The sequence below is a fragment of the Streptomyces termitum genome, assembly GCF_014650175.1.
Classification (GTDB): domain Bacteria; phylum Actinomycetota; class Actinomycetes; order Streptomycetales; family Streptomycetaceae; genus Streptomyces; species Streptomyces termitum.
Genome location: NZ_BMUL01000015.1, coordinates 128822 through 153047, shown reverse-complemented (window position 1 = coordinate 153047; position 24226 = coordinate 128822). Strand labels below are relative to the sequence as shown.

The 24226-nt window shown below is 73.5% G+C and carries 13 protein-coding genes, 1 tRNA gene and 1 rRNA gene; 11 read left to right on the top strand and 4 right to left on the bottom strand.

Going from position 1 to position 24226, the window contains the following annotated elements:
- A 5S ribosomal RNA gene (rrf, locus tag IE219_RS25205) occupies nucleotides 1–82 on the top strand; the annotation flags it as partial.
- Nucleotides 83–86: 4 nt separating this feature from the next.
- Nucleotides 87–159 (top strand) — tRNA-Thr (locus tag IE219_RS25200).
- A 113-nt stretch (nucleotides 160–272) separates the two neighbouring features.
- Here IE219_RS25200 and IE219_RS25195 read toward each other — a convergent pair.
- On the bottom strand, nucleotides 273–2918 hold the full coding sequence (locus IE219_RS25195; protein WP_189981456.1) for a SpoIIE family protein phosphatase: 2646 nt from the start codon (nucleotides 2916–2918) through the stop codon (nucleotides 273–275).
- A 269-nt stretch (nucleotides 2919–3187) separates the two neighbouring features.
- Between IE219_RS25195 and IE219_RS25190 the strand changes: the two genes are divergently transcribed.
- The 9 genes from IE219_RS25190 (at nucleotide 3188) to IE219_RS25150 (ending at nucleotide 17736) form a co-directional block, all read left to right on the top strand.
- Nucleotides 3188–8698, top strand: a complete 5511-nt coding sequence (locus IE219_RS25190) for a HAMP domain-containing protein (protein WP_189981454.1) — start codon at nucleotides 3188–3190, stop codon at nucleotides 8696–8698.
- Between the two features lie 305 nt (nucleotides 8699–9003).
- The gene (locus IE219_RS25185; protein WP_189981451.1) at nucleotides 9004–9678 is read left to right on the top strand and encodes a response regulator; all 675 of its coding nucleotides are present in this window, start codon (nucleotides 9004–9006) and stop codon (nucleotides 9676–9678) included.
- 219 nt (nucleotides 9679–9897) lie between these two features.
- A complete protein-coding gene (locus IE219_RS25180; protein WP_189981449.1) occupies nucleotides 9898–12684 on the top strand; it encodes a DNA translocase FtsK in 2787 nt (928 codons plus the stop codon).
- Nucleotides 12685–12960: 276 nt separating this feature from the next.
- Nucleotides 12961–13782 carry a helix-turn-helix domain-containing protein gene (locus tag IE219_RS25175; RefSeq protein ID WP_189981447.1) on the top strand — a complete coding sequence of 274 codons (822 nt, stop codon included), beginning with the start codon at nucleotides 12961–12963 and terminating at the stop codon, nucleotides 13780–13782.
- A 90-nt stretch (nucleotides 13783–13872) separates the two neighbouring features.
- Nucleotides 13873–15360 carry a 30S ribosomal protein S12 methylthiotransferase RimO gene (gene rimO / locus IE219_RS25170; RefSeq protein WP_189981445.1) on the top strand — a complete coding sequence of 496 codons (1488 nt, stop codon included), beginning with the start codon at nucleotides 13873–13875 and terminating at the stop codon, nucleotides 15358–15360.
- The gene (pgsA, locus tag IE219_RS25165) at nucleotides 15357–16031 is read left to right on the top strand and encodes a CDP-diacylglycerol--glycerol-3-phosphate 3-phosphatidyltransferase (protein WP_189981443.1); all 675 of its coding nucleotides are present in this window, start codon (nucleotides 15357–15359) and stop codon (nucleotides 16029–16031) included. The genes rimO and pgsA overlap by 4 nt, the downstream gene beginning before the upstream one ends.
- Nucleotides 16028–16564 carry a CinA family protein gene (locus tag IE219_RS25160; RefSeq protein ID WP_189981441.1) on the top strand — a complete coding sequence of 179 codons (537 nt, stop codon included), beginning with the start codon at nucleotides 16028–16030 and terminating at the stop codon, nucleotides 16562–16564. Before pgsA ends, IE219_RS25160 begins: the two co-directional genes overlap by 4 nt.
- A 94-nt stretch (nucleotides 16565–16658) precedes the next feature.
- The gene (locus tag IE219_RS25155) at nucleotides 16659–17042 is read left to right on the top strand and encodes a helix-turn-helix domain-containing protein (RefSeq protein ID WP_189852071.1); all 384 of its coding nucleotides are present in this window, start codon (nucleotides 16659–16661) and stop codon (nucleotides 17040–17042) included.
- A 424-nt stretch (nucleotides 17043–17466) separates the two neighbouring features.
- Entirely contained in the window at nucleotides 17467–17736 is a 270-nt protein-coding gene (locus IE219_RS25150) for a hypothetical protein (RefSeq protein ID WP_189981440.1), read from the top strand.
- On the opposite strand, the gene IE219_RS25145 is transcribed toward IE219_RS25150, so the two are convergent.
- From IE219_RS25145 to IE219_RS25135, 3 genes are all read right to left on the bottom strand, one after another.
- On the bottom strand, nucleotides 17684–18448 hold the full coding sequence (locus IE219_RS25145; RefSeq protein WP_189981438.1) for an SDR family NAD(P)-dependent oxidoreductase: 765 nt from the start codon (nucleotides 18446–18448) through the stop codon (nucleotides 17684–17686). The two genes, IE219_RS25150 and IE219_RS25145, sit on opposite strands and share 53 nt — an antisense overlap.
- A 32-nt stretch (nucleotides 18449–18480) precedes the next feature.
- Complete coding sequence (locus IE219_RS25140; RefSeq protein WP_189981436.1) at nucleotides 18481–19287, bottom strand: Fpg/Nei family DNA glycosylase; 807 nt, start codon at nucleotides 19285–19287, stop codon at nucleotides 18481–18483.
- A 273-nt stretch (nucleotides 19288–19560) separates the two neighbouring features.
- Complete coding sequence (locus IE219_RS25135; protein ID WP_189981433.1) at nucleotides 19561–24204, bottom strand: Lhr family ATP-dependent helicase; 4644 nt, start codon at nucleotides 24202–24204, stop codon at nucleotides 19561–19563.
- Between the last annotated feature and the right edge of the window lie 22 nt (nucleotides 24205–24226).

The window sequence follows — 24226 nt, the reverse complement described above, 5'->3', positions numbered from 1 at the left end:
CATTCCGAACCCGGAAGCTAAGCCTTTCAGCGCCGATGGTACTGCAGGGGGGACCCTGTGGGAGAGTAGGACACCGCCGAACACCTGCCCTTTTAGCTCAGTCGGTAGAGCGTCTCCATGGTAAGGAGAAGGTCAACGGTTCGATTCCGTTAAAGGGCTCAAAGAGAAGGCCCCCGCCATCTGGCGGGGGCCTTCTGCGTTTCCGGAAGAATGATGGAAGAACGAGAGAAGGCGGGACCTCCCCGGAGGTCCCGCCTTCTCTCGTTCGGGGGTCAGCTGGGGTCCGGCTCCTGGAGGCGCATCGTCAGGATGGCCATGTCGTCCGAGGCCGGCGCCTGGGCGAAGCGTTCGACGGTACGGAGGATGCGGCCGCCGACCGCGCCGGCCGTCAGGCCCGTACACGTCCTGAGGGCTTCGGCGAGGCCGTCGTCGCCCAGCATGCGGGTGCCCTCGCGGCGCTCGGTGACGCCGTCCGTGACGCACAGGAGGACGTCGCCCGGGTCGAGCGTGAACGTCTCCTCGTACAGCTCCAGGTCCTCCATGACGCCCAGCAGCGGCTGCGGTTCGGCGGCCGGGACGACCGTGCCGTCGGGGCGGAGGCGCAGCGGCAGCGGATGGCCCGCGCAGACCACCTTCAGGACCGCCGAGCCGTCCGGCTGCGGGCGGAGCTCGCCGTACAGGAGGGTCAGGAAGCGGCTGCGGGCGCCCTCGTCGAGGATCGCCGCGTTCAACCGCTCCAGGACGGCGGGGCCGCCGAAGCCCTCGCGGGCCAGCAGGCGCAGGGCGTGCCGGGCGAGACCCGTCACCGCCGCGGCCTCCGGGCCCGTGCCGCAGACGTCGCCGATCGCGAAGCCGTACACGTCCTCCCGGATGGGGAAGACGTCGTAGAAGTCGCCGCCGACCTCGTTGCCCTCGCCGGCCGCGCGGTAGATCACGTCCACCTCGACGCCCGGGATCTTCGGGAGATCCGGCGGCAGCAGGCTGCGCTGGAGGGACTGGCTGATCGCGTTGCGCTCCGAGTACAGGCGCGCGTTGTCCAGGGCCAGGGCGGCCCGGCGCGACAGGTCCTCGGCCAGCTCCAGGATCTCCTGGCGGAAGTGGTCCTCGGCCGGACGGCCCAGCGTCAGCATGCCGATCACGCGGTTGCGGGCCACCAGCGGCAGGACCACCGTCTCGCCCGCGACCGTCCCGGCGGTCGTCAGGGCCGTATCGATGCCCGAGGACAGCGGACTGCCCAGGTGCTCCAGCTCGCGGGCCGAAGCCGCCAGCGCCGCCCGGTGGGCCGCGTCGGCGGGAGCCGTCCAGAGCCGGGCACCGGGCGCCGGCACCGGATCCGGCGGGGCGATCGAACCCAGCAGGTCCTTGAGGCCGTCGATCCGGTCCTCGTCCTCGTGGAGCACGTACGACAGATACGGGTCCGAGGTCGGGTCGGCGATCGTGTAGACCGCGCACCAGGTCGCCAGCGTCGGAACCGTCATCTGCGCCATCAGGGCCAGCGTCTGGTCCCGGTCGAGGGTGCCGGCCAGCAGGTCCGACGCCTCGACGAGGAAGCTGAGGGAACCGCGGCGCAGCCGCTCCAGCTCGCCCAGGCGGGCGGACTCCACGGCCAGCGCGATCCGGTCCGCGGCGAACTGGAGACGGAGCGCCTCCTCGTTCGAATAGCGGTTCGCGGCCTCGGCGGCCACACCGAGCGAACCCGTCAGACGGCCCTCGACCTTGAGCGGCACCGTGACCACCGACCGCATGCCGGTGCCCTCCAGGAGCGGCACCGCACCGGGGACGGCCGCCAGGTCCTCGTGGACGGCGGGCATGCGGGCCGAACCGTACCGGCTGGCGCCGGTCTCCACCGGGACGCGGGCGAAGCGCTGACGGGCCGCCGGCAGACCGGTCGTCGCCCGCACCTCCAGCTCCGTCTCGTCGTCCGTCGCCAGCAGCAGGAAGGCCGCGTCGCCGTCGAGCATGTCCCGGGCTCGCTCCACCGTGCGCTGGAGCAGACCGTCCAGATCGTCGGGGGCCGGGGAGCCGATGAAAACCTCGAACGGATCGGTGCTGCGGCTCTCCGCGCCCGGCTCGGCCGCAGGCCGCTGCGGCGTCTGGAGCACCGCGCGCTCCTCCTCCCGCACCAGCAGGCAGACCGTCGAGGGCTCGCCCTCGGCGTCACGGACGCGCAGGTGGGAGGCGTACACGGGGATGACGCGGCCGTCGGCGCGGCGGAGCCCGTAACTGCCCTCCCAGCGGGAGAGGCGCAGGGCCTCGGCGAAACCGGTGCCGATGCCCGGAGTGTGCGGCCAGGCCGCGAAGTCGCCCAGCGGCTTGCCGACGACCTGCTCGGAGGCATACCCGAAGAGGACCTCCGCGTCCTCGCTCCAGGAGGTGATGGCGTCGCCCCGGTCGATCTGGACGACGGCGACCCGGACGCGGCTCTCGGCCGCCGGGAGGAGCGCGTCGGGCAGCACCGGGCCGGCGGAACGCGTGCCGACGGGGCGCTGCGGCAGGTCCAGATGGAACCAGACGTGCTTGCGGGACGGGGAGTAGTCGACGCCCCAGCGGTCGGCGAGGGCCGCGCACAGCAGCAGCCCCCGGCCGTTCTCCTTGTCCGGGCCCGCCGGGCGGGTGCCGCCCTGCACCGGGATCTCGCGCTCCGGATAGCGGTCGGCGACCTCCACCCGGACACTGTCCTCGGAACGGAGCACCAGGACCTCGGCGGCCGTACCGGCGTGGACCACGGCATTGGTGACCAGCTCGCTGGTGAGGACGACGGCGTCGTCCACCAGCTCCGGATGGCCCCAGCCCTGGAGGGTGTCACGGACGAAGGCCCGCGCGGCGGCGACGGACCGTCCGACGGGCTCGAAGGCGGCAGCCGCCCGCGCGGTGATCACAGCACTCCTCGTACGCGTCTCGACGCCCGGCTCTGCCATGCTCGGTCTGCCCCTCCCGCTGCCCGGTGGTCGTGCACGTGCCACACCGCCCCCGCCGGGCGGACCGGGGCGGCTGGACAGCCGGATGCCAGGTTACTTACCTTCGCGGTCCCCGCGGATGCCGGTCTCCGCTGTTTCCGTCCTCCGGGGGCGGGGACGCTTGTGCGAAGCTGCCGAACTGTTATCGCCTGGTTCGGTCGCGGTGAAACACTGGGAGTGTTCCGGCGGGAGCCGGGGCGGAACGGTCGACCCCTTTCGGGAGGGACACGGTGGAGTCTGGCACGGCGGCGCGGCGCGGCGGCGGGAGCGGCACGCGCGCGAGGGGCGGGCGTTCCCGTGGGGGAACGGTCCAGGTGGACGCGGCGGCACTGGAGAGACTGCTGTCCGCGCTCGTCTCCATGCGCGACGGGAACCTCCGGCGGCGGCTGACCGTCTCCGGCGACGGCGTGATGGCGGAGATCTCCGCCGTCTTCAACGAGGTCGCCGACCGGCAGCTGCACGTCACCGGCGAGCTGTCCCGGGTGCGGCGGGTCGTCGGCCGCGAGGGCAAGCTCTCCGAGCGCCTTGAGGTCGGTGCGACCGAGGGCGCCTGGGCGTCGGCCATCGAGGCGGCCAACGCGCTGGTCGACGACCTGGCACGGCCGGTGTCCGAGGTCAGCCGGGTGCTCACGGCGGTCGCCGAGGGCGACCTGGAACAGCGGATGGACCTGCGTTCGGAGGGTGCCGACGGGACGGTGCGGCCGCTGCGCGGCGAGGTCCTCAAGGTCGCCCGTACCGTCAACCACCTCGTCGACCAGCTCTCCGTATTCGCGTCCGAGGTCACCCGGGTCGCGGTCGAGGTGGGCACCGAGGGCATCCTCGGCGGACAGGCGCACGTCCGGGGCGTGTCCGGGTCGTGGAAGGACCTCACCGACTCCGTCAACACCATGGCGAACCGGCTGACGGCCCAGGTGCGCGACATCGCCCTCGTGACGAAGGCCGTCGCCAACGGCGACCTGTCGCAGAAGGTCACGGCGAACGTCGACGGCGAGATGGCCGACCTGAAGACCACCGTGAACCGGATGGTGGACCAGCTGTCGTCGTTCTCCTCCGAGGTCACCCGGGTCGCCCGCGAGGTCGGCACCGAGGGCGAACTCGGCGGCCAGGCCGAAGTGGCCGGGGTCGCCGGCGTGTGGAAGGACCTCACCGACTCCGTCAACACCATGGCGGGCAACCTCACCAGCCAGGTGCGCGGCATCGCGGAGGTCACCACCGCGGTCGCCAACGGCGACCTGTCGCAGAAGGTCACCGTGAGCGCGCGCGGCGAGATCGCCCAACTCGCCGACACCATCAACCAGATGACGGAGACCCTGCGGACCTTCGCCGACGAGGTGACCCGGGTCTCCGGCGAGGTCGGCGCCGAGGGACTCCTCGGCGGTCAGGCGCAGGTGCCGGGCGCGGCGGGCACCTGGAAGGACCTGACGGACTCCGTCAACACCGTCTTCCGGAACATCACCACACAGGTGCGGGACATCGCCCAGGTGACCACGGCGGTCGCCAACGGCGACCTGTCCCAGAAGGTCACCGTGGACGTGGCCGGCGAGATGCTGGAGCTGAAGAACACCGTCAACACGATGGTGGACCAGCTCTCCGCCTTCGGCTCCGAGGTCACCCGGGTCGCCCGGGAGGTCGGCGTCGAGGGCAGGCTCGGCGGGCAGGCGCAGGTGCAGGGCGCCGCCGGCACCTGGAAGGACCTCACCGACTCGGTGAACACCGCCTTCCACAACCTCACCGGCCAGGTGCGGGACATCGCCCAGGTCACGACGGCGGTGGCCAACGGCGACCTGTCCCAGAAGGTCACGGTCGACGTGGCCGGGGAGATGCTGGAGCTGAAGAACACCGTCAACACGATGGTGTCGCAGCTGTCGTCCTTCGCCGACCAGGTGACCCGGATGGCCCGCGACGTGGGCACCGAGGGCCGGCTCGGCGGTCAGGCGCGGGTGGACGGCGTCTCCGGCCGCTGGCGCGAACTGACCGACTCCGTGAACTTCATGGCCGGGAACCTCACCTCCCAGGTGCGGCAGATCGCCCAGGTGACGACCGCCGTGGCGCGCGGCGACCTGTCGCAGAAGATCGACGTGGACGCCCGGGGCGAGATCCTGGAACTCAAGAACACCATCAACACCATGGTCGACCAGCTCTCCGCCTTCGCCGACCAGGTGACCAGGGTCGCCCGTGAGGTGGGCACCGAGGGCAGGCTCGGCGGTCAGGCGCAGGTGCCGGGCGTCGCCGGCGTGTGGCGGGACCTCACCGACTCGGTGAACAGCATGGCCGGAAACCTGACGGCCCAGGTCCGCAACATCGCCCAGGTCGCCACCGCGGTCGCCCGCGGCGACCTGTCGCAGACCATCGACGTGGACGCGCGCGGCGAGATCCTGGAACTGAAGAACACCCTCAACACGATGGTGGACCAGCTGTCCTCCTTCGCCGACCAGGTCACCCGGGTCGCCCGCGAGGTGGGCACGGAGGGCATCCTCGGCGGGCAGGCCGAGGTGCAGGGCGTCTCCGGCACCTGGAAGGACCTCACCCAGTCCGTGAACTTCATGGCGAACAACCTGACCTTCCAGGTCCGGAACATCGCCGAGGTCACCACCGCCGTCGCCCGCGGCGACCTGTCCAAGAAGATCACCGTCGACGCCAAGGGCGAGATCCTGGAGCTGGTCACCACCGTCAACACGATGGTGGACCAGCTCTCCAACTTCGCCGACGAGGTGACCCGGGTGGCCCGCGAGGTGGGCACCGAGGGCATCCTCGGCGGTCAGGCCCGGGTGCGCGGCGTCACCGGCATCTGGAAGGACCTCAGCGACAACGTCAACCTGATGGCCAACAACCTGACCAGCCAGGTGCGGAACATCGCCCGGGTCTCCTCCGCGGTCGCCAACGGCGACCTGACGAAGAAGGTCACCGTCGAGGCGCGCGGCGAGGTCGCCGAACTCGCCGACACCGTCAACACGATGGTGACGACGCTGTCCGCGTTCGCCGACGAGGTGACCCGGGTCGCCCGCGAGGTGGGCACCGACGGCATCCTCGGCGGTCAGGCCCGGGTGCCCGGCGGCTCCGGCACCTGGAAGGACCTCACCGACTCGGTGAACAGCATGGCCGACAACCTCACCGGCCAGGTGCGGCAGATCGCCGCGGTCACCACCGCCATCGCCAAGGGCGACCTCACCAAGAAGATCGACATCGACGCCCGGGGCGAGATCCAGGAGCTGAAGAACACCATCAACACGATGGTCGACCAGCTCTCCAACTTCGCCGAGGAGGTCACCCGCGTCGCCCGCGAGGTGGGCACCGACGGGCAGCTCGGCGGCCAGGCCCGGGTCCGCGACGTCGAGGGCACCTGGAGCGACCTGACCCTCTCCGTGAACGAGATGGCCGGGAACCTCACCCGGCAGGTGCGCGCCATCGCGGCCGTCGCCACCGCGGTCACCCGCGGCGACCTCAACGTCAAGATCGACGGTGTGGACGCGGCCGGCGAGATCCAGGCGCTCCAGGACAACATCAACACGATGATCGCCAACCTGCGCGACACCACCCTCGCCAACGACGAGCAGGACTGGCTCAAGTCCAACCTGGCCCGCATCTCCGGCCTCATGCAGGGCCGCCGGGACCTCGACGACGTCGCCTCGCTGATCATGAGCGAGCTGACGCCGGTCGTCTCGGCCCAGCACGGCGCCTTCTTCGTGGCCACCCCGACCGGCTCCGCCAACCACGACACCGAACTCGTCGGCGAGGGCAGCGGCTCGTACGAGCTGCGCATGCGCGGCAGTTACGGCTACTCCGCCGGCTCCATGCCGACCTCCTTCCGGCCCGGCGAGACCCTCATCGGCACGGCGGCCGAGGAGAAGCGGACCATCCAGGTCAACGTGCCACCGGGCTACCTCAAGATCTCGTCCGGGCTCGGCGAGGCCGCGCCCGCGCACGTGATCGTGCTGCCCGTCCTCTTCGAGGGGAAGGTCCTCGGCGTCATCGAGCTCGCCTCCTTCCAGCCGTTCACGCAGATCCAGCGCGACTTCCTCAACCAGATCGCCGAACTGATCGCGACCACGGTCAACACCATCAGCGTCAACACCAAGACCGAGGTGCTGCTCCAGCAGTCGCAGGAGCTGACCGAGCAGCTCAAGGAGCGGTCGGCGGAGCTGGAGCACCGGCAGAAGGAGCTCCAGAACTCCAACGCCGAACTGGAGGACAAGGCCGAGCTGCTGGCCCGGCAGAACCGCGACATCGAGGTCAAGAACACCGAGATCGAGGAGGCCCGGCAGGGCCTGGAGGAGCGCGCCGAACAGCTCGCCGTCTCCATGCGCTACAAGTCCGAGTTCCTCGCCAACATGTCGCACGAGCTGCGCACCCCGCTCAACTCGCTGCTCATCCTCGCCAAGCTGCTCGCGGACAACGCCGACACCAACCTCACCCCGAAGCAGGTGGAGTTCGCCGAGACCATCCACGGCGCCGGCTCCGACCTGCTCCAGCTGATCAACGACATCCTCGACCTGTCGAAGGTCGAGGCGGGCAAGATGGACGTGTCCCCGACCCGGATCGCGCTCGTCCAGCTCGTCGACTACGTGGAGGCGACCTTCCGGCCGCTCACCGCCGAGAAGGGACTCGACTTCTCGGTCCGGGTCTCGCCCGAACTGCCCGCCACGCTCCACACCGACGAGCAGCGGCTCCTCCAGGTGCTGCGCAACCTCCTCTCCAACGCGGTCAAGTTCACCGACTCCGGCGCGGTCGAGCTGGTGATCCGGCCGGCCGGCGCCGACGTGCCGCAGTCGATCCGGGAGCAGCTCCTGGAGGCCGGCTCGCTGCGCGACCCCGACGCCGCCCTGATCGCCTTCTCGGTCACCGACACCGGCATCGGCATCGCGGCCAGCAAGATGCGCGTCATCTTCGAGGCGTTCAAGCAGGCCGACGGCACCACCAGCCGCAAGTACGGCGGCACCGGCCTCGGCCTGTCGATCAGCCGGGAGATCGCCCGCCTGCTCGGCGGCGAGATCTTCGCGGCCAGCGAGCCCGGCCGCGGCTCCACCTTCACCCTCTACCTGCCGCTCGCCCCGATCGAGCCGTCGCCGTACGGCCCCGGCGGCGGCGAGCCGGACGATCCGCGGCAGACCGGCGGGGAGGACCCGGACGGCTCCGCGCACCCGCACTTCCCGCCGGCGCCCGTGCGCGGCGAGACGCGGTCGGGGGCGCTGTTCCGGCACCGGCGCAGGACCGGCCCGGCGGAGGTGCCGGACGCGGCGGCGGTGCCGGCCGACGCGCGGGGCGCGGTCCCCGGGCAGCCGGGCCCGCTGGGGCGGCCGGACGACACCGGGGAGACGGCCGGCACGGGCACCGGGGAGGAGGCCGCGCCGCGCCGCTCGTACTCCTTCTCCGGCGAGAAGGTGCTCATCGTCGACGACGACATCCGCAACGTCTTCGCCCTCACCAGCGTGCTGGAGCAGCACGGGCTCGCGGTGCTCTACGCGGAGAACGGGCGGGAGGGCATCGAGGTTCTGGAGCAGAACGAGGACGCGACGATCGTCCTGATGGACATCATGATGCCGGAGATGGACGGGTACGCGACGACGACCGCGATCCGGCGGATGCCGCAGTTCGCCGGGCTGCCGATCATCGCCCTCACCGCGAAGGCGATGAAGGGCGACCGGGAGAAGGCGATCGACTCGGGCGCCTCCGACTACGTCACGAAGCCGGTCGACCCCGACTACCTGCTCTCCGTCATGGAGCGGTGGATGCGCGGGGAGTGACTCCGGACGCCGTCCGGTGCGGGGGCGCCCTCGCGGGCCCCGCGCCGGACGGCGTACTGTCGCCGCGGGAGTGTGAGCGCGGGAGAATCGGGGAACCTTTCCGAACCGCGCCCCGTTTCCGCAGTGTGCACAGTGACATCACGGTGACAGGGTGTGGCGACGGGCGGGGTGCGGCTACGATGACCGGCACAAGGACGGACGGCGGCAGGAAGCCGTCCCCTGGGGCGGCGCCCGGTGCTTCCCCCGGTTCCGGAACCGGTTCCGGAAGCCGGAGCGAGCCGTTGCCGGGACGAGGAGGACGGGGCATGGTGCAGAAGGCCAAGATCCTCCTGGTCGATGACCGGCCGGAGAATCTGCTGGCGCTGGAGGCCATTCTCTCCGCGCTCGATCAGACGCTGGTGCGGGCATCGTCCGGGGAGGAAGCGCTCAAGGCGCTGCTGACGGACGACTTCGCGGTCATCCTGCTCGACGTCCAGATGCCCGGTATGGACGGTTTCGAGACCGCCGCGCACATCAAGCGCCGCGAGCGGACCCGAGACATCCCGATCATCTTCCTGACCGCGATCAACCACGGCCCGCACCACACCTTCCGGGGGTACGCGGCCGGCGCGGTCGACTACATCTCCAAGCCGTTCGACCCGTGGGTGCTGCGCGCCAAGGTCTCGGTCTTCGTCGAGCTGTACATGAAGAACTGCAAGCTGCGCGAGCAGGCCGCGCTGCTGCGGCTCCAGCTGGAGGGCGGCGGCGAGGGCGGCCAGGGCAAGGAGGCCGCCGGGCTGCTCGCCGAGCTGTCCGCCCGGCTCGCCGCCGTCGAGGAGCAGGCCGAGGCGCTGTCCAAGCAGCTCGACGACGAGTCGGCCGACGCGGCGGCCGTCGCGACCGCCGCCCATCTGGAGCGCAAGCTCACCGGGCTGCGGCGGGCGCTCGACGCGCTGGAGCCGGGCACCGGCGGCCCGCCCCCGCTGCCCGCCCAGGGCTGATCCCTCCGCCGCCCCGGCCGGTCCCGGGCTGACCCCCCGTCACCCGGCCGTCCGCCGGGGAAGCCCCCGGGCCGTCCGCCGGGAGGGCCGTCCGGTCGTCCGCCGGAAGTCGCCGGGCCCCGTCCGCCGGGTGAGCGGGCGTCAGCTTCGTACGGGGGCGGGGCCGACACGTTCGGGTGAGTGGGGACAGCCCGGCCGCACACCGGTAACCTCAGCACCATGGCTTCACGTACGTCCGGCAAGGGTTCACAGGGCACCGCGGCATCGCGCGCCGGCCGGACGACCGGGAGCGCGAAGAAGACGGCGGCCAAGTCCGCTGCGAAGTCCCCGGCCAAGGCGCCCGCGAAGAAGGCGCCGGCCAAGAAGGCCGCGCCCGCCAAGCGCGCGCCCGCGAAGAAGACCGCCGCGAAGCGGCCCGCCCCGCGCCCCGCGCCGTCGCCCACCGGCGGCGTGTCCCGGCTCGCGCGCGGCGCCGCCCACGGCGTCGGCGCCGTCTTCCGGGGGATAGGACGCGGGGCGAAGGGGCTCGACCCGGTCCACCGCAAGGACGGGCTCGCCCTGCTGCTGCTCGCCGGCGCGCTGATCGTCGCCGCCGGCACCTGGTCCCATCTGAACGGCCCCCTGGGCGACCTCGTCTCGCTCCTGGTGACCGGCGCCTTCGGCCGGCTCGACCTGCTCGTGCCGCTGCTGCTCGGCGCCATCGCCTTCCGCCTCTTCCGCTACCCCGAGCGGCCCGAGGCCAACGGCCGGATCGTGATCGGCCTCTCCGCGCTCGTCCTCGGCGTCCTCGGGCAGGTCCACATCGCCTGCGGCGCGCCGGTCCGGGACGCCGGGGCCGCGGCCATGCGGGACGCCGGCGGGCTGATCGGCTGGGCGGTGTCCCAGCCGCTCGTCTTCATGACGGGGGAGGCCCTCGCCGTCGCCCTGCTGGTGCTGCTCACCGTCTTCGGGCTGCTCGTCGTCACCGCCACCCCGGTCAACGCGATCCCGCAGCGGCTGCGCGCCCTCGGCGTCCGGCTCGGCCTGGTCGAGCCGCTCCCCGAGGAGATGGAGGAGGCGTACGAGGAGCACGAGGCGTACGAGGACGACTGGCGCGAGGCCCCGCCGAGGGCCGCCCGCCCGGCCCGGCGCCGCGGCCCGGCCGACCCGTACGACGTGGAGCGGGCCGAGGAGGAGGCGCTGGAGCGCCGGGGCCGCACCGCCCGTCCCCGGAGCGCCGGGCGCGCCGGCGGGCTCGACCCGGTCGACGTGGCCGCCGCGGCGGCCGCCGCCCTCGACGGAGCCGTGCTCAACGGGATGCCGCCGTCGCCGCTGGTCGCCGACCTGACCCGGGACGTGACCGCCGACCGGTCCGCCGCCCTGGGCGGGGAGGACACCGGCCCGGTGCCCGCGCCGGCGAAGACCCCGCCGAACGTGCCCACGGCGCGGGGCGGCGAGAAGCGCCCCGGCGGGGCCGTACCCGACCTGACCAAGCCGGCGCCGGAGCCGGCCGACCTGCCGCCCCGCGCCGAGCAGCTCCAGCTCGCCGGCGACATCACCTACGCGCTGCCCGCGCTCGACCTGCTGGAGCGGGGCGGGCCCGGCAAGACCCGGTCGGCCGCCAACGACGCGGTCGTGGACGCGCTGTCGAACGTCTTCACCGAGTTCAAGGTCGACGCGGCCGTCACCGGCTTCACCCGGGGGCCGACGGTCACCCGGTACGAGGTCGAGCTCGGGCCCGCCGTGAAGGTCGAGAAGATCACCGCCCTGACGAAGAACATCGCCTACGCGGTGGCCTCGCCGGACGTGCGGATCATCTCGCCGATCCCCGGCAAGTCCGCCGTCGGCATCGAGATCCCGAACTCCGACCGGGAGATGGTCAACCTCGGCGACGTGCTGCGGCTCGCGGACGCGGCGGGCGACGACCACCCGATGCTGGTCGCGCTCGGCAAGGACGTCGAGGGCGGCTACGTGATGGCCAACCTGGCGAAGATGCCGCACATCCTCGTCGCGGGCGCCACCGGCTCCGGCAAGTCCTCCTGCATCAACTGCCTCATCACCTCGGTGATGATCCGGGCGACCCCGGAGGACGTCCGGATGGTCCTCGTCGACCCCAAGCGGGTCGAGCTGACCGCCTACGAGGGCATCCCGCACCTGATCACGCCGATCATCACCAACCCCAAGCGGGCCGCCGAGGCGCTCCAGTGGGTGGTGCGCGAGATGGACCTGCGCTACGACGACCTGGCCGCCTTCGGCTTCCGGCACATCGACGACTTCAACCAGGCGATCCGCGACGGCAAGGTCCAGCTGCCGCCCGGCAGCGAGCGCGAGCTCAAGACCTATCCGTACCTCCTGGTCATCGTCGACGAGCTGGCCGACCTGATGATGGTCGCGCCCCGGGACGTCGAGGACGCCATCGTCCGCATCACCCAGCTGGCCCGCGCGGCCGGCATCCACCTGGTGCTCGCCACCCAGCGGCCCTCGGTGGACGTCGTCACCGGTCTGATCAAGGCGAACGTGCCCTCCCGGCTCGCCTTCGCCACCTCCTCGCTCGCCGACAGCCGGGTCATCCTCGACCAGCCCGGCGCCGAGAAGCTGATCGGCAAGGGCGACGGCCTCTTCCTGCCGATGGGCGCGAACAAGCCGACCCGCATGCAGGGCGCCTTCGTCACCGAGGCCGAGGTCGCGGCCGTCGTGCAGCACTGCAAGGACCAGATGACGCCGGTCTTCCGGGACGACGTCACCGTCGGCACCAAGCAGAAGAAGGAGATCGACGAGGAGATCGGCGACGACCTCGACCTGCTGTGCCAGGCGGCCGAGCTGGTCGTGTCCACGCAGTTCGGCTCCACCTCGATGCTCCAGCGCAAGCTGCGGGTCGGCTTCGCGAAGGCCGGCCGGCTGATGGACCTGATGGAGTCGCGGAACATCGTGGGCCCGAGCGAGGGCTCCAAGGCGCGCGACGTCCTCGTCAAGCCGGACGAGCTGGACGGGGTGCTGGCGGTGATCCGCGGCGAGTCCGCGCCGTGAGGTGACGGAGTACCGGCGGCCGGGGAGCGGGGGCGTGACCCGCGCGGGGCGGGGTACCCGTTCGAGACCGGGCCGAGACTCACTCGTAAGGGAACGGAGGGCAACCGTTTCCCCTGGCCGTACGTCAAGTTGGACGGAGGGGCGGAAGCAGCTTCCGTCCCCGCGCGGCGTACGGCCTCATGGCGTACACACCGCACCCGCCCGGTTGCCCCACCCTTTCGTACCACCCATAGACTGAACGTCCAGCAGGTGGCTACACGCTCGAAAGGCGCTCTCGTGTCCATCGGCAACTCCCCCGAAGACGACCGGACGTTCCCGTCAGACGACCGGGAACCGATCGGCCGCGCCCTCAAGCAGGCCCGTCTCGCCGCCGGCCTCGGCATCGAGGAGGTCAGTGCCTCCACCCGTGTCCGCATCCCCATCGTGCAGGGCATCGAGGAGGACGACTTCTCACGCTGCGGCGGCGACGTCTACGCGCGCGGTCACATCCGGACGCTGGCCCGCGCCGTCGGGCTCGATCCGGCACCGCTGATCGAGCGGTACGACGCCGAGCACGGCGGCCGTCCCGCGCCCACCCCCGCCGCCCCGCTGTTCGAGGCGGAGCGGATCCGCCCCGAGCCCCGGCGGCCCAACTGGACCGCGGCCATGGTCGCGGCGATCGTCGCCGTGGTCGGCTTCGTCGGCTTCACCATGTTCAACGGCGCCGACGAGCCGAAGGGCACCACGACCGCCGAGGGCGAGCCCGCGGCCGCCCCGGAGAAGGCGACCGAGGCCGCCAAGCCCAAGCCGGCCAAGCCCGCCCCCAAGCCGACCGGGAGCGCCATCGCGGCGGTCCCGGCCGACAAGGTCACCGTCAAGCTCACCGCCGACGGCAAGAGCTGGATGTCGGCCAAGGCCGCCGACGGCAAGATGATCTTCGACGGCTTCATCCAGGAGGGCGAGTCCAAGACCTTCCAGGACGACGAGCGCATCGACCTCGTGCTCGGCAACGCCGGCGCGGTCGAGCTGTACGTGAACGGCAAGAAGGTCTCCGAGAAGTTCGAGGACGGCCAGGTGGAGCGGCTCAGCTACACCAAGGGCGACCCCGAGGCCGGATGAGCCCGCGGATCACGCGGCGGGTGTGACCTCCGTCGCCCGGGTGAACCCTGGGCGACGGGGTCACGTCCGGGACGAAGTAGTCTTGAGCCCATGCCCGAACGCCGTACCGTCGCCCTTGTCACTCTCGGCTGCGCCCGTAACGAGGTGGACTCGGAGGAGCTCGCAGGCCGCTTGGCAGCGGACGGCTGGGAGCTCGTCGAGAACGCCGAGGACGCGGACGTCGCCGTCGTCAACACCTGCGGCTTCGTCGAAGCCGCCAAGAAGGACTCCGTCGACGCCCTGCTCGAAGCCAATGATCTGAAGGATCACGGCCGCACCCAGGCCGTCGTCGCGGTCGGCTGCATGGCCGAGCGCTACGGCAAGGAGCTGGCGGACGCCCTCCCCGAAGCCGACGGTGTGCTCGGCTTCGACGACTACGCCGACATCTCCAGCCGTCTCCAGACCATCCTCAGCGGCGGCAGCGTGGAGGCCCACGCCCCGCGCGACCGCCGCCGGCTCCTGCCGCTCTCCCCGGTCGACCGCCAGCAGGCCGCCGCCGAGGTCGCCCTCCCCGGCCACGGGGCCGCAGAGGAGCCGCAGGACGCCCCCGCCGACCTGCCCGAGGGGCTCGCGCCCGCCTCCGGCCCGCGCGCCCCGCTCCGCCGCCGCCTCGACCGCAGCCCCGTCGCCTCCGTGAAGCTGGCCTCCGGCTGCGACCGCCGCTGCTCCTTCTGCGCCATCCCGTCCTTCCGCGGCTCCTTCGTCTCGCGCCGCCCCTCGGACGTGCTGAACGAGACCCGCTGGCTCGCCGAGCAGGGCGTCAAGGAGGTCATGCTGGTCTCCGAGAACAACACCTCGTACGGCAAGGACCTCGGCGACATCCGCCTCCTGGAGGGCCTGCTCCCCGAGCTGGCCGCCGTCGACGGCATCGAGCGGGTCCGGGTCAGCTACCTCCAGCCCGCCGAGATGCGCCCCGGCCTGATCGACGTGCTGACCTCGACCGAGAAGGTCGCCCCCTACTTCGACCTGTCGTTCCAGCACAGCGCCCCGCAGGTGCTGCGGGCGATGCGCCGCTTCGGCGACACCGACCGCTTCCTCGACCTCCTCGCCACGATCCGCGACAAGGCGCCCACGGCGGGTGCCCGGTCCAACTTCATCGTCGGCTTCCCCGGCGAGACCGAGGCCGACTTCGCCGAGCTGGAGCGCTTCGTCACCCACGCCCGGCTCGACGCCATCGGCGTCTTCGGCTACTCCGACGAGGACGGCACCGAGGCCGCCACCTACGGGGACAAGCTCGACCAGGAGGTCGTGGACGAGCGCCTCGCCCACCTCTCCCGGCTCGCCGAGGAGCTCACCGCGCAGCGCGCGGAGGAGCGGATCGGGGAGATGCTGGAGGTACTGGTGGAATCCGAGGACGAGGAGGACGGCTGGATCGGCCGCGCCGCGCACCAGGCCCCGGAGACGGACGGCCAGGTGATCCTCACCGACGGGAGCGGCGCGGGCCTCGACCTGGCCCCGGGCCGTATGGTCAGGGCGAAGGTCGTGGGCACCGAGGGCGTCGACCTCGTGGCGGAATGCGTCGAGGAGGTGGGCAGATGACCGGAGTCCCGGCATCCGCCACGGGCGGGACCGGCAGGCCGGCGCCCCGCGGCAAGCTGGGCACGGCGGCGGTGAACCCCGTCAGCGTGTGGAACATCGCCAACATCCTCACCATGATCCGGCTGGTCCTCGTGCCGGCCTTCGTGGTGCTGCTCCTCCAGGACGGCGGGCACGACCCGGTCTGGCGGGCCTGGGCGTGGGCGGCCTTCGCCGTCGCCATGATCACGGACGTCTTCGACGGCCACCTGGCCCGGACGTACAACCTGGTCACCGACTTCGGGAAGATCGCCGACCCGATCGCCGACAAGGCGATCATGGCGGCCGGTCTGATCTGCCTCTCCGGCCTCGGGGACCTGCCCTGGTGGGTCACCGGGGTGATCCTGGCCCGCGAGCTGGGGATCACCCTGATGCGGTTCTGGGTCATCCGGCACGGGGTCATCCCGGCCAGCCGGGGCGGCAAGATGAAGACCCTGGCGCAGGGCACGGCGGTGGGCATGTACGTGCTCATGCTGACCGGCCCGCTGGCGACGATGCGCTTCTGGGTGATGACGGTGGCCGTCGTGCTGACCGTCGTCACCGGTCTGGATTATGTGCGACAGGCGATCGTCCTGCGCCGGGAGGGGCTCGCCGAGGAGCGGGCCGCCGCCCGCGAGGAGGCGTCGGCGCGATGAGTGCGGCGGCCCGGGTGCTCGCCCTCCTCACGGAGCGTGGCCACACGCTGGCCGCCGCCGAGTCGCTCACCGGGGGACTGGTCGCCGCCGAGCTGACCGGGGTGGCGGGTGCCTCCCGGAGTTTCCGCGGTTCCGTGACGGCGTACGCGACCCCCCTCAAGCACGAGCTGCTGGGGGTCGACGCGGCCCTCCTCGCGGCGCGCGGGGCGGTCGATCCCGAGGTCGCGTCGCAGATGGCGAGGGGTGTGCGCGACCGGCTGGGCGCCGACTGGGGGGTCGCGACGACCGGTGTCGCGGGGCCCGACCCGCAGGACGGGCAGCCCGTCGGGACCGTCTACGCGGCGGTCGCCGGACCCGCCACGACAGGCGCGGCGGCGGGGAAAGTGGTCTCGTTGAGATTGAAAGGCGACCGCGCGGAAATCCGTAGAGAGAGCGTGCGGAGCGTACTGGAACTGCTCCTCGCGGAACTCTTGGCGAATGCGCGGGCACAGGATACGGAACAGAACGGGGGGAATTCATGTTTGCAGCCCTGAGTGAACACGACATCGCTCCCCGCACGGCCGCGTCGCGAGGCGGTACGGTGGGGCGTGAAGGATGCGGCTACGCGGTCCGAGGAGGGAGCCACCGATGATTCTGCTCCGTCGCCTGCTGGGTGACGTGCTGCGTCGGCAGCGCCAGCGCCAGGGCCGTACTCTGCGCGAAGTCTCCTCGTCCGCCCGAGTTTCGCTCGGCTATCTCTCCGAGGTGGAGCGGGGGCAGAAGGAGGCGTCCTCCGAGCTGCTCTCCGCGATCTGCGACGCGTTGGACGTACGGATGTCCGAGCTCATGCGCGAGGTGAGTGACGAACTGTCGCTCGCCGAACTGGCCGAGTCGGCGGCGTCGAGCGAACCGGTGCCGGCGCCGGTCCGTCCGATGCTCAATTCGGTGTCGGTGACGTCGGTGGCCGGTGTGTCCACCGAGCGGGTGACCATCAAGGCGCCCGCGGAGGCCGTGGACGTCGTCGCCGCCTGATACGGGAACGGGGCGGAGCCCCGGCCGGTGCCCCTGAGGGGAGCGCCGGCCGGGGCTCCGTCGTTTCGGTGGGTGTCCGTGCGGGTGCTTCGCGTGATTTTCGTCTGAGATGCCGGACTCCGGGCGGGCGTGCCATGGTGGGGGGAACGTACGAACGGTTGGAGATGCCGCATGTCCGTCGTGAAGCCTGTCGCGCCGCGTCCGCCCTTCGGGGGCGGCGCCTTCGAGGGGTGTGTGAGGACGTTCCCGGGGGAGCGGGGCTAGGCGGCCGGGCGTGGAGGCGAGGGGCGCCGGGACCGGCGGGGCCGGTGGGTCCTGCGGGGGCTGTCAGGGGATCGTGCGCGGGGTGTGCGCCGGAGCGGACACCGGTGCGCCCTCCCGCCGAGTGATCCTGCCCGTCTAGCGTCGATCGCAGGAGGCGGCCATGGTACGGCGACGGGTTCCGCTGGTGACGCTCGCGCTGATCGCGGTCGGACTGGTGGCCGGGGGGCTCTGGTGGTGGGCGGTGCTGCGCCTGCTGCTGGTGCCGGGGGAGACCGGCCCGGTCGAGGGGGCGGTGGCCGCGGGAGGCTGGGGGCTGAGCCTGCTGCCGGTGCACGTGGCCGCTTCCTCGCGCCCGGCCCGGCTCACCGGGGCGCGCCTCACCAGGGCATGGCGACGCCGCCGTTCGGCCGCAGGATCTGGCCCGTCGTGAACGACGAGGCGTCGCAGGCGAGATGGAGCACCGCGTGCGCCACGTCGTCCGCCTCGCCCACCCGCCGCAGCGGCGCGTGGCGGACCATCGCGGCCTCGGCCTGCTGCTGGGCCGCCGGCTCGTGACGGGCCGTCATGGGCGTGCGGATCCAGCCCGGGGCGACCGCGTTCACCCGGATGCCGTACGGGCCGACCTCGACGGCCAGGGTCTTGGTGAGCTGCACGACGGCCGCCTTCGCGGCGCTGTAGCAGAGCAGCCCCGGACTCGCGGTGTCCATGGCACCCGAGGCCATGGTGACGATCGAGCCCGGGACGCCCGCGGCGATCATCGAGCGGGCCGCCTCCTGGCAGGCGTACAGCACGCCCTTGAAGTTCACCGCGAGGACCCGGTCGAGGTCCTCCTCGTGGGTCTCCAGGACCGTGCTCGTGTGCATGATCCCGGCGACCGCCGCCATGACGTGCGGCGGTCCGGCCTCCGCCACGGCCGCCGCGAGTGCCGCCCGGTCCGTCACGTCCACGCGGTGCGCGCGGGCCGTGCCGCCCGCGCCGGTGATCAGGGCGGCCGTCTCCTCCGCGCCCGCGCCGTCGAGGTCGGCGGCGTGCACGGCGGCGCCCGCGCGGGCCAGCAGGACGGCGGTGGCGCGGCCGATGCCGCTCCCCGCGCCGGTCACGAACGCGGTGCGGCCGGTGAGGTCGTACGCCGGGAGGCTCATGCCGGGACCGTACGACCGGATCTGACGGTCCGTCAATCGATCGGCGCGGAAACGCCGTCGGGGCCGTGCTGGCAGCCGGGGCACCAGTAGGTCACGCGCTCGCCCAGCTCCGCCCGGCGCACCGGGGTGCCGCAGCGCAGGCACGGGCGGCCCGCGCGGCCGTACACGTACAGCGGCGTGCCCGGCCGGCCGGAGGTCGTGGTGCGCCGGTCGGGCCGGTCCCGGTTCGCCGCCAGGAGGCGGTGCGCGGTCGCGGCCAGCCGGGCCGGCACGTCCGGGGCCAGCTCGCCCACCGGCAGCCACGGCGTCACGGCCGCCAGGAAGGCCAGCTCCGACTTGTACACGTTCCCGATCCCGGCGAGGCTGCGCTGGTCCAGCAGCGCCTCCCCGAGCGGGCGGGCCGGATCGGCGAGCAGGCGGCGGACCGCCTCCGCCGGATCCCAGTCCGGGCCGAGCGGGTCCGGTCCGAGGTGGCCCACCACCCGGTCCTCCTCGGTGGTGCGGAGCAGCTCCAGGACCGGCAGCCGGTAGCCGTACGCGGTCCGCTCGGCGTTTCCGAGGACGGCCCGGATCTGGTGCTCGGGGCCGCCGCGCGGGCGCCGCCCGGTCGGGCACACCGTCCAGGCGCCGTCCATCCGCAGGTGCGAGTGGAGCGTCAGCCCGCCCTCGATCCGCGCCAGCAGGTGCTTGCCGCGCGGGGTGACGTCCAGGACCGCGCGGCCGGTCAGGTCGGCGGTCGCGAGCCGGGGCACCCGCAGGTCCGCACGGGTCAGCACCCGCCCGGCCAGCGCCTCGTCCAGCCGCCGCGCGGCCTGCCAGACGGTGTCTCCTTCGGGCATGGGGCCATGATGCCGGGTCGCGGGGACTTCCGCGGGGTCCGGTGCCGTCCGGGGTGGGGCGGGCGGTCCTGTCAGGGGTGGGGCGGGGTCTTCTGCCGGGGCCGGCGGATCGCCGGTGGCCGGGTCGGGCCGGGTTGGGGTCAGTGGCGGGGCCTCGTGCCGCAGGAGGTGGGTCGCCGGTGGCCGGGCCTGTCCGGGGCGGGGGCCTCGCGTCAGAGCCGGCCGGTTGCCGGTGCGCTGGTGGCCGGGGCCGGGGCCGGGGCCGGGTCAGGGTCAGGGTCTGAGGCGGAGGCCGCGGGGGGTGGCGAGGAAGCCCGCCGCCTCCAGGGCGCGGGACAGCGGGGAGGTCAGGGACGCCGCGCCGTTGATCCGCTCCACCGTGACCGTGCCCAGCGCGCCCGCCCGGGCCGCCTCGGCCAGCGCCCCGGCCGCCGCCGTCAGGGCCGGGTCGTCCGGCTCCACCGCCCACGACAGCACCGACTTGCCGCCGCGCTCCACGTAGAGCGTCAGCTCGCCGTCGACCAGTACCACCAGGGCGCCCGCCTTGCGGCCCGGCTTGTGGCCCGCTCCGGCTGGCGGCTCCGGCCACGGCAGCGCCGCCCCGTACGCGCTCGCCGGGTCGGCGGCGGCCAGGAGCACCGCACGCGGGCCCGCGCCCGTCCCCGCGTCCCGGTCCCGGGCGGTCGCCGCCGCCCGCAGCCGGTCCACCGCGCCGTCCATCGCGAACTGCGCCGCGCCCAGCCCCTCCACCACATAGCCCCGGCGGGCCCGGCCGCTGTCCTCGAAGACGGACAGGACCCGGTACACCGCCGAGAAACCGCCCTCCACGCCCTCGGCGGCCACCGCCCCCCGGGTGACCACGCCGTGCCGGTCCAGGAGCGTGCGGGCCAGGGCGTGCGCCCGGTGGGTCGGCTCCGGCTCCGCGGGCGGCAGCAGCGACCAGCGGCCCGAGACCGTCGGCGGCCCCGAGCGGGAGACCGGGCGGGCCGTCCCCAGCGTGCCGTACCGGCCGCGCGGCACCGTGCGGCGCGCCCGGTGGGCGGTGGACCCCGCGGTGCGGCCCGACCCCAGCAGGGAGCGCAGCGGCGCCAGGGTGTCGTTGGTGAGCCGGCCCGACCAGGCCAGCTCCCACAGGGCGTCGGCGAGCTCCGGATCGGTGGCGTCCGGATGGGTGGTGGCGCGGACCTGGTCCGCGATCTGCCGGAAGAACAGGCCGTACCCGCCCGAGAGGGTCCGCAGGACCGACTCGTGGAGCGCGGAGAGCTCCAGCGGGTGCGGCGCGGGAAGCAGCAGCGGGGCCGCGTCCGCGAGGTACAGCGCGATCCGGCCGTCCTTGCCGGGCAGCGCGCCCGCCCCGGCCCAGACGACCTCCCCGGTGGTGGTCAGCTCGTCCAGCATCGCCGGGGAGTAGTCCCGGACCCGGGACGGCAGCACCAGCTTCTCCAGGGCCGACGCCGGCACCGGCGCGCCCTGGAACTGCTCGATCGCCCGCGCCAGGCCGTCGATCCCGCGCAGTCCGCCACCGAGGTGCTGCCACTGGGGCAGGAAGGTGGCCAGCGCCGCCGGGGGCACCGGCTCCAGCTCGTGCCGCAGCGCCGCCAGGGAGCGGCGGCGCAGCCGACGCAGCACCGTGGCGTCGCACCACTCCTGACCGATGCCCGAGGGATGGAACTCGCCCTGGACGATCCGGCCGGCCGCCGCGAGGCGCTGGAGCGCGCCGTCGGTGACGGCGGTCCCGAGCCCGAAGCGGGCGGCGGCCCGGGAGGAGGTGAACGGGCCGTGCGTGCGCGCGTACCGGGCGAGGAGGTCGCCGAGCGGGTCCTTCACCGGCTCCGTGAACGCCTCCGGCACCCCGACCGGCAGCGCCGTGCCCAGCGCGTCCCGCAGCCGCCCCGCGTCCTCGACCGCCGCCCAGTGCTCGGTGCCCGCGATCCGCACCGCGATCGCGCGCCGGGACCGGACCAGCTCCGGCGCCCAGTCCTCCTGCGCGCCCCGCTCCGCCAGCTCCGGGCCGGTCAGCGGGCCGAGGACCCGCAGCAGGTCCGCGACGCCCTCCACGTCCTTGATCCGCCGGTCCGGGGTCAGCCACCGGAGCTCCCGCTCCAGCTCCGCCAGCACCTCCGGGTCGAGCAGCTCGCGCAGCTCCGCCCGGCCGAGCAGTTCGGCGAGGAGCCGCGAGTCCAGGGAGAGGGCGGCCGCCCGCCGCTCGGCGAGCGGGGAGTCGCCCTCGTACAGGAACTGCGCCACGTAGCCGAAGAGCAGGGAGCGGGCGAAGGGCGAGGGCTCGGGGGTGGTGACCTCGACCAGACGGACCCGGCGGGCCTCGATGTCGCCCATCAGCTCGGTCAGGCCGGGGACGTCGAAGACATCCTGGAGGCACTCGCGGACCGCCTCCAGGACGATCGGGAAGGAGCCGAACTCGCTCGCCACCTGGAGCAGCTGGGAAGCCCGCTGGCGCTGCTGCCACAGCGGGGTGCGCTTGCCGGGGTTCCGCTTCGGCAGCAGCAGGGCGCGGGCCGCGCACTCGCGGAACCGGGAGGCGAACAGCGCGGAGCCGCCCACCTGGGCGGTGACGACCCCCTGGACCTCGTCCCGGTCGAAGACCGTGTCCGCCGCGCCGACCGGCGGCTCGTCGGCGTCGTGTCCCGGGCCGGGCGGGAGGCTCCGGCCGGCCGGGTCCCCGTCGAGCAGGTCCAGCTCCATGCCGAAGCCCACCAGGTCGGCGTCCGGCAGCCGCAGCACGATGCCGTCGTCCGCGTGCATGACCTGCGCGTCCATGCCGTACCGCTCGGCCAGCCGGGCGCCGAGGGCCAGCGCCCACGGCGCGTGCACCTGCGCCCCGAAGGGGGAGTGCACGACCACCCGCCAGTCGCCCAGTTCGTCCCGGAACCGCTCCACCAGGATCGTGCGGTCGTCCGGCACGTGCCCGCACGCCTCGCGCTGCTCCCGCAGGTACGCCAGCACGTTGTCCGCCGCCCAGGCGTCCAGGCCCGCCGCGCGCAGCCGCGCCCGCGCGTCCCGGTCGCCCAGGGCACCCAGCTCGCGCAGGAAGGCGCCCACCGCGCGGCCCAGTTCGAGCGGGCGGCCCAGCTGGTCGCCCTTCCAGAACGGCAGCCGCCCCGGCGCCCCCGGCGCGGGCGACACCAGCACCCGGTCCCGGGTGATGTCCTCGATCCGCCAGGAGGTCGTGCCCAGCGTGAAGACGTCGCCGACCCGGGACTCGTACACCATCTCCTCGTCCAGTTCGCCGACCCGGCCCCCGCCCTTCTTCGGGTCCGCGCCCGCCAGGAACACCCCGAACAGGCCCCGGTCCGGGATGGTGCCGCCGGACGTCACCGCGAGCCGCTGCGCGCCGGGGCGGCCGGTGACCGTGCCCGCCACCCGGTCCCACACCACGCGCGGGCGCAGCTCGGCGAAGGCGTCCGAGGGGTAGCGCCCGGCGAGCATGTCGAGGACGCCGGTGAAGGCCGACTCCGGGAGCGCCGCGAACGGCGCCGCCCGGCGCACCAGCGCCAGCAGGTCGTCCACCTGCCAGGTGTCCAGCGCGACCATGGCGACCAGTTGCTGGGCCAGCACGTCCAGCGGATTGGCCGGGATCCGCAGCGACTCGATCGCGCCCGCCCGCATCCGCTCGGTGACCACCGCCGCCTGCACCAGGTCGCCCCGGTACTTCGGGAACACCACGCCCGTGGACACCGCCCCGACCTGGTGCCCGGCGCGCCCCACCCGCTGGAGGCCGGAGGCCACCGACGGCGGCGACTCCACCTGCACCACCAGGTCCACCGCGCCCATGTCGATGCCCAGCTCCAGGCTGGAGGTGGCGACCACGGCGGGCAGCCGGCCCGCCTTCAGGTCCTCCTCGACCCGGGCCCGCTGCTCCTTGGAGACCGAGCCGTGGTGGGCGCGGGCGAGCAGCGGCGGCACGCCCTTCGCCGCCCCGGACTGGGCCATCACCTCGGCGGGCGGCGCCCCCTCGGGGGCGGGCTCGCCGGTCGCCCGCTCGTAGGCGATCTCGTTCAGCCGGTTGCAGAGCCGCTCGGCCAGCCGCCGGGAGTTGGCGAAGACGATCGTGGAGCGGTGTGCCTGCACGAGGTCCGCGATCCGCTCCTCCACGTGCGGCCAGATCGACGGCCGGTCGCCGCCCTCCCGGCCCTCCGAGGCGGGGGAGCCGCCCAGCTCGCCCATGTCCTCCACGGGCACGACCACCGACAGGTCGAACTCCTTGCCCGACGGTGGCCGCACGATCTCCACCGCGCGGGAGGGCGAGAGGAAGCGGGCGACCTCCTCGACCGGGCGGACCGTGGCCGACAGGCCGATCCGGCGCGCGGGGCGCGGCAGCAGCTCGTCGAGCCGCTCCAGGGTGAGCGCCAGGTGGGCGCCGCGCTTGGTGCCCGCGACCGCGTGCACCTCGTCCAGGATGACCGTCTCCACCCCGGACAGGGACTCCCGGGCGGCGGACGTCAGCATCAGGAACAGCGACTCGGGGGTGGTGATCAGGATGTCCGGCGGGCGGGTGGCCAGCGCGCGCCGCTCGGCGGCCGGGGTGTCGCCGGAGCGGATGCCGACCCGGATGTCCGGCTCGGGCAGCCCCAGCCGGACCGCCTCCTGGCGGATGCCGGTCAGCGGCGAGCGGAGGTTGCGCTCCACGTCGACGGCGAGGGCCTTCAGCGGGGAGACGTAGAGCACCCGGCAGCGCCTGACCGGTTCGGCGGGCACCGGGGACGAGGCCAGCTCGTCCAGGGAGGCGAGGAAGGCGGCCAGGGTCTTGCCGGAGCCGGTCGGCGCCACGACGAGGACGTCCGAGCCCGCGCCGATGGCCCGCCAGGCGCCCTCCTGGGCGGCCGTGGGCGCGGGGAAGGCCCCGGTGAACCACCCTCGGGTGGCCGGGGAGAAGGCGTCGAGCGCGGACGTGACCATGCTCCCCATCGTGCACCCCGCC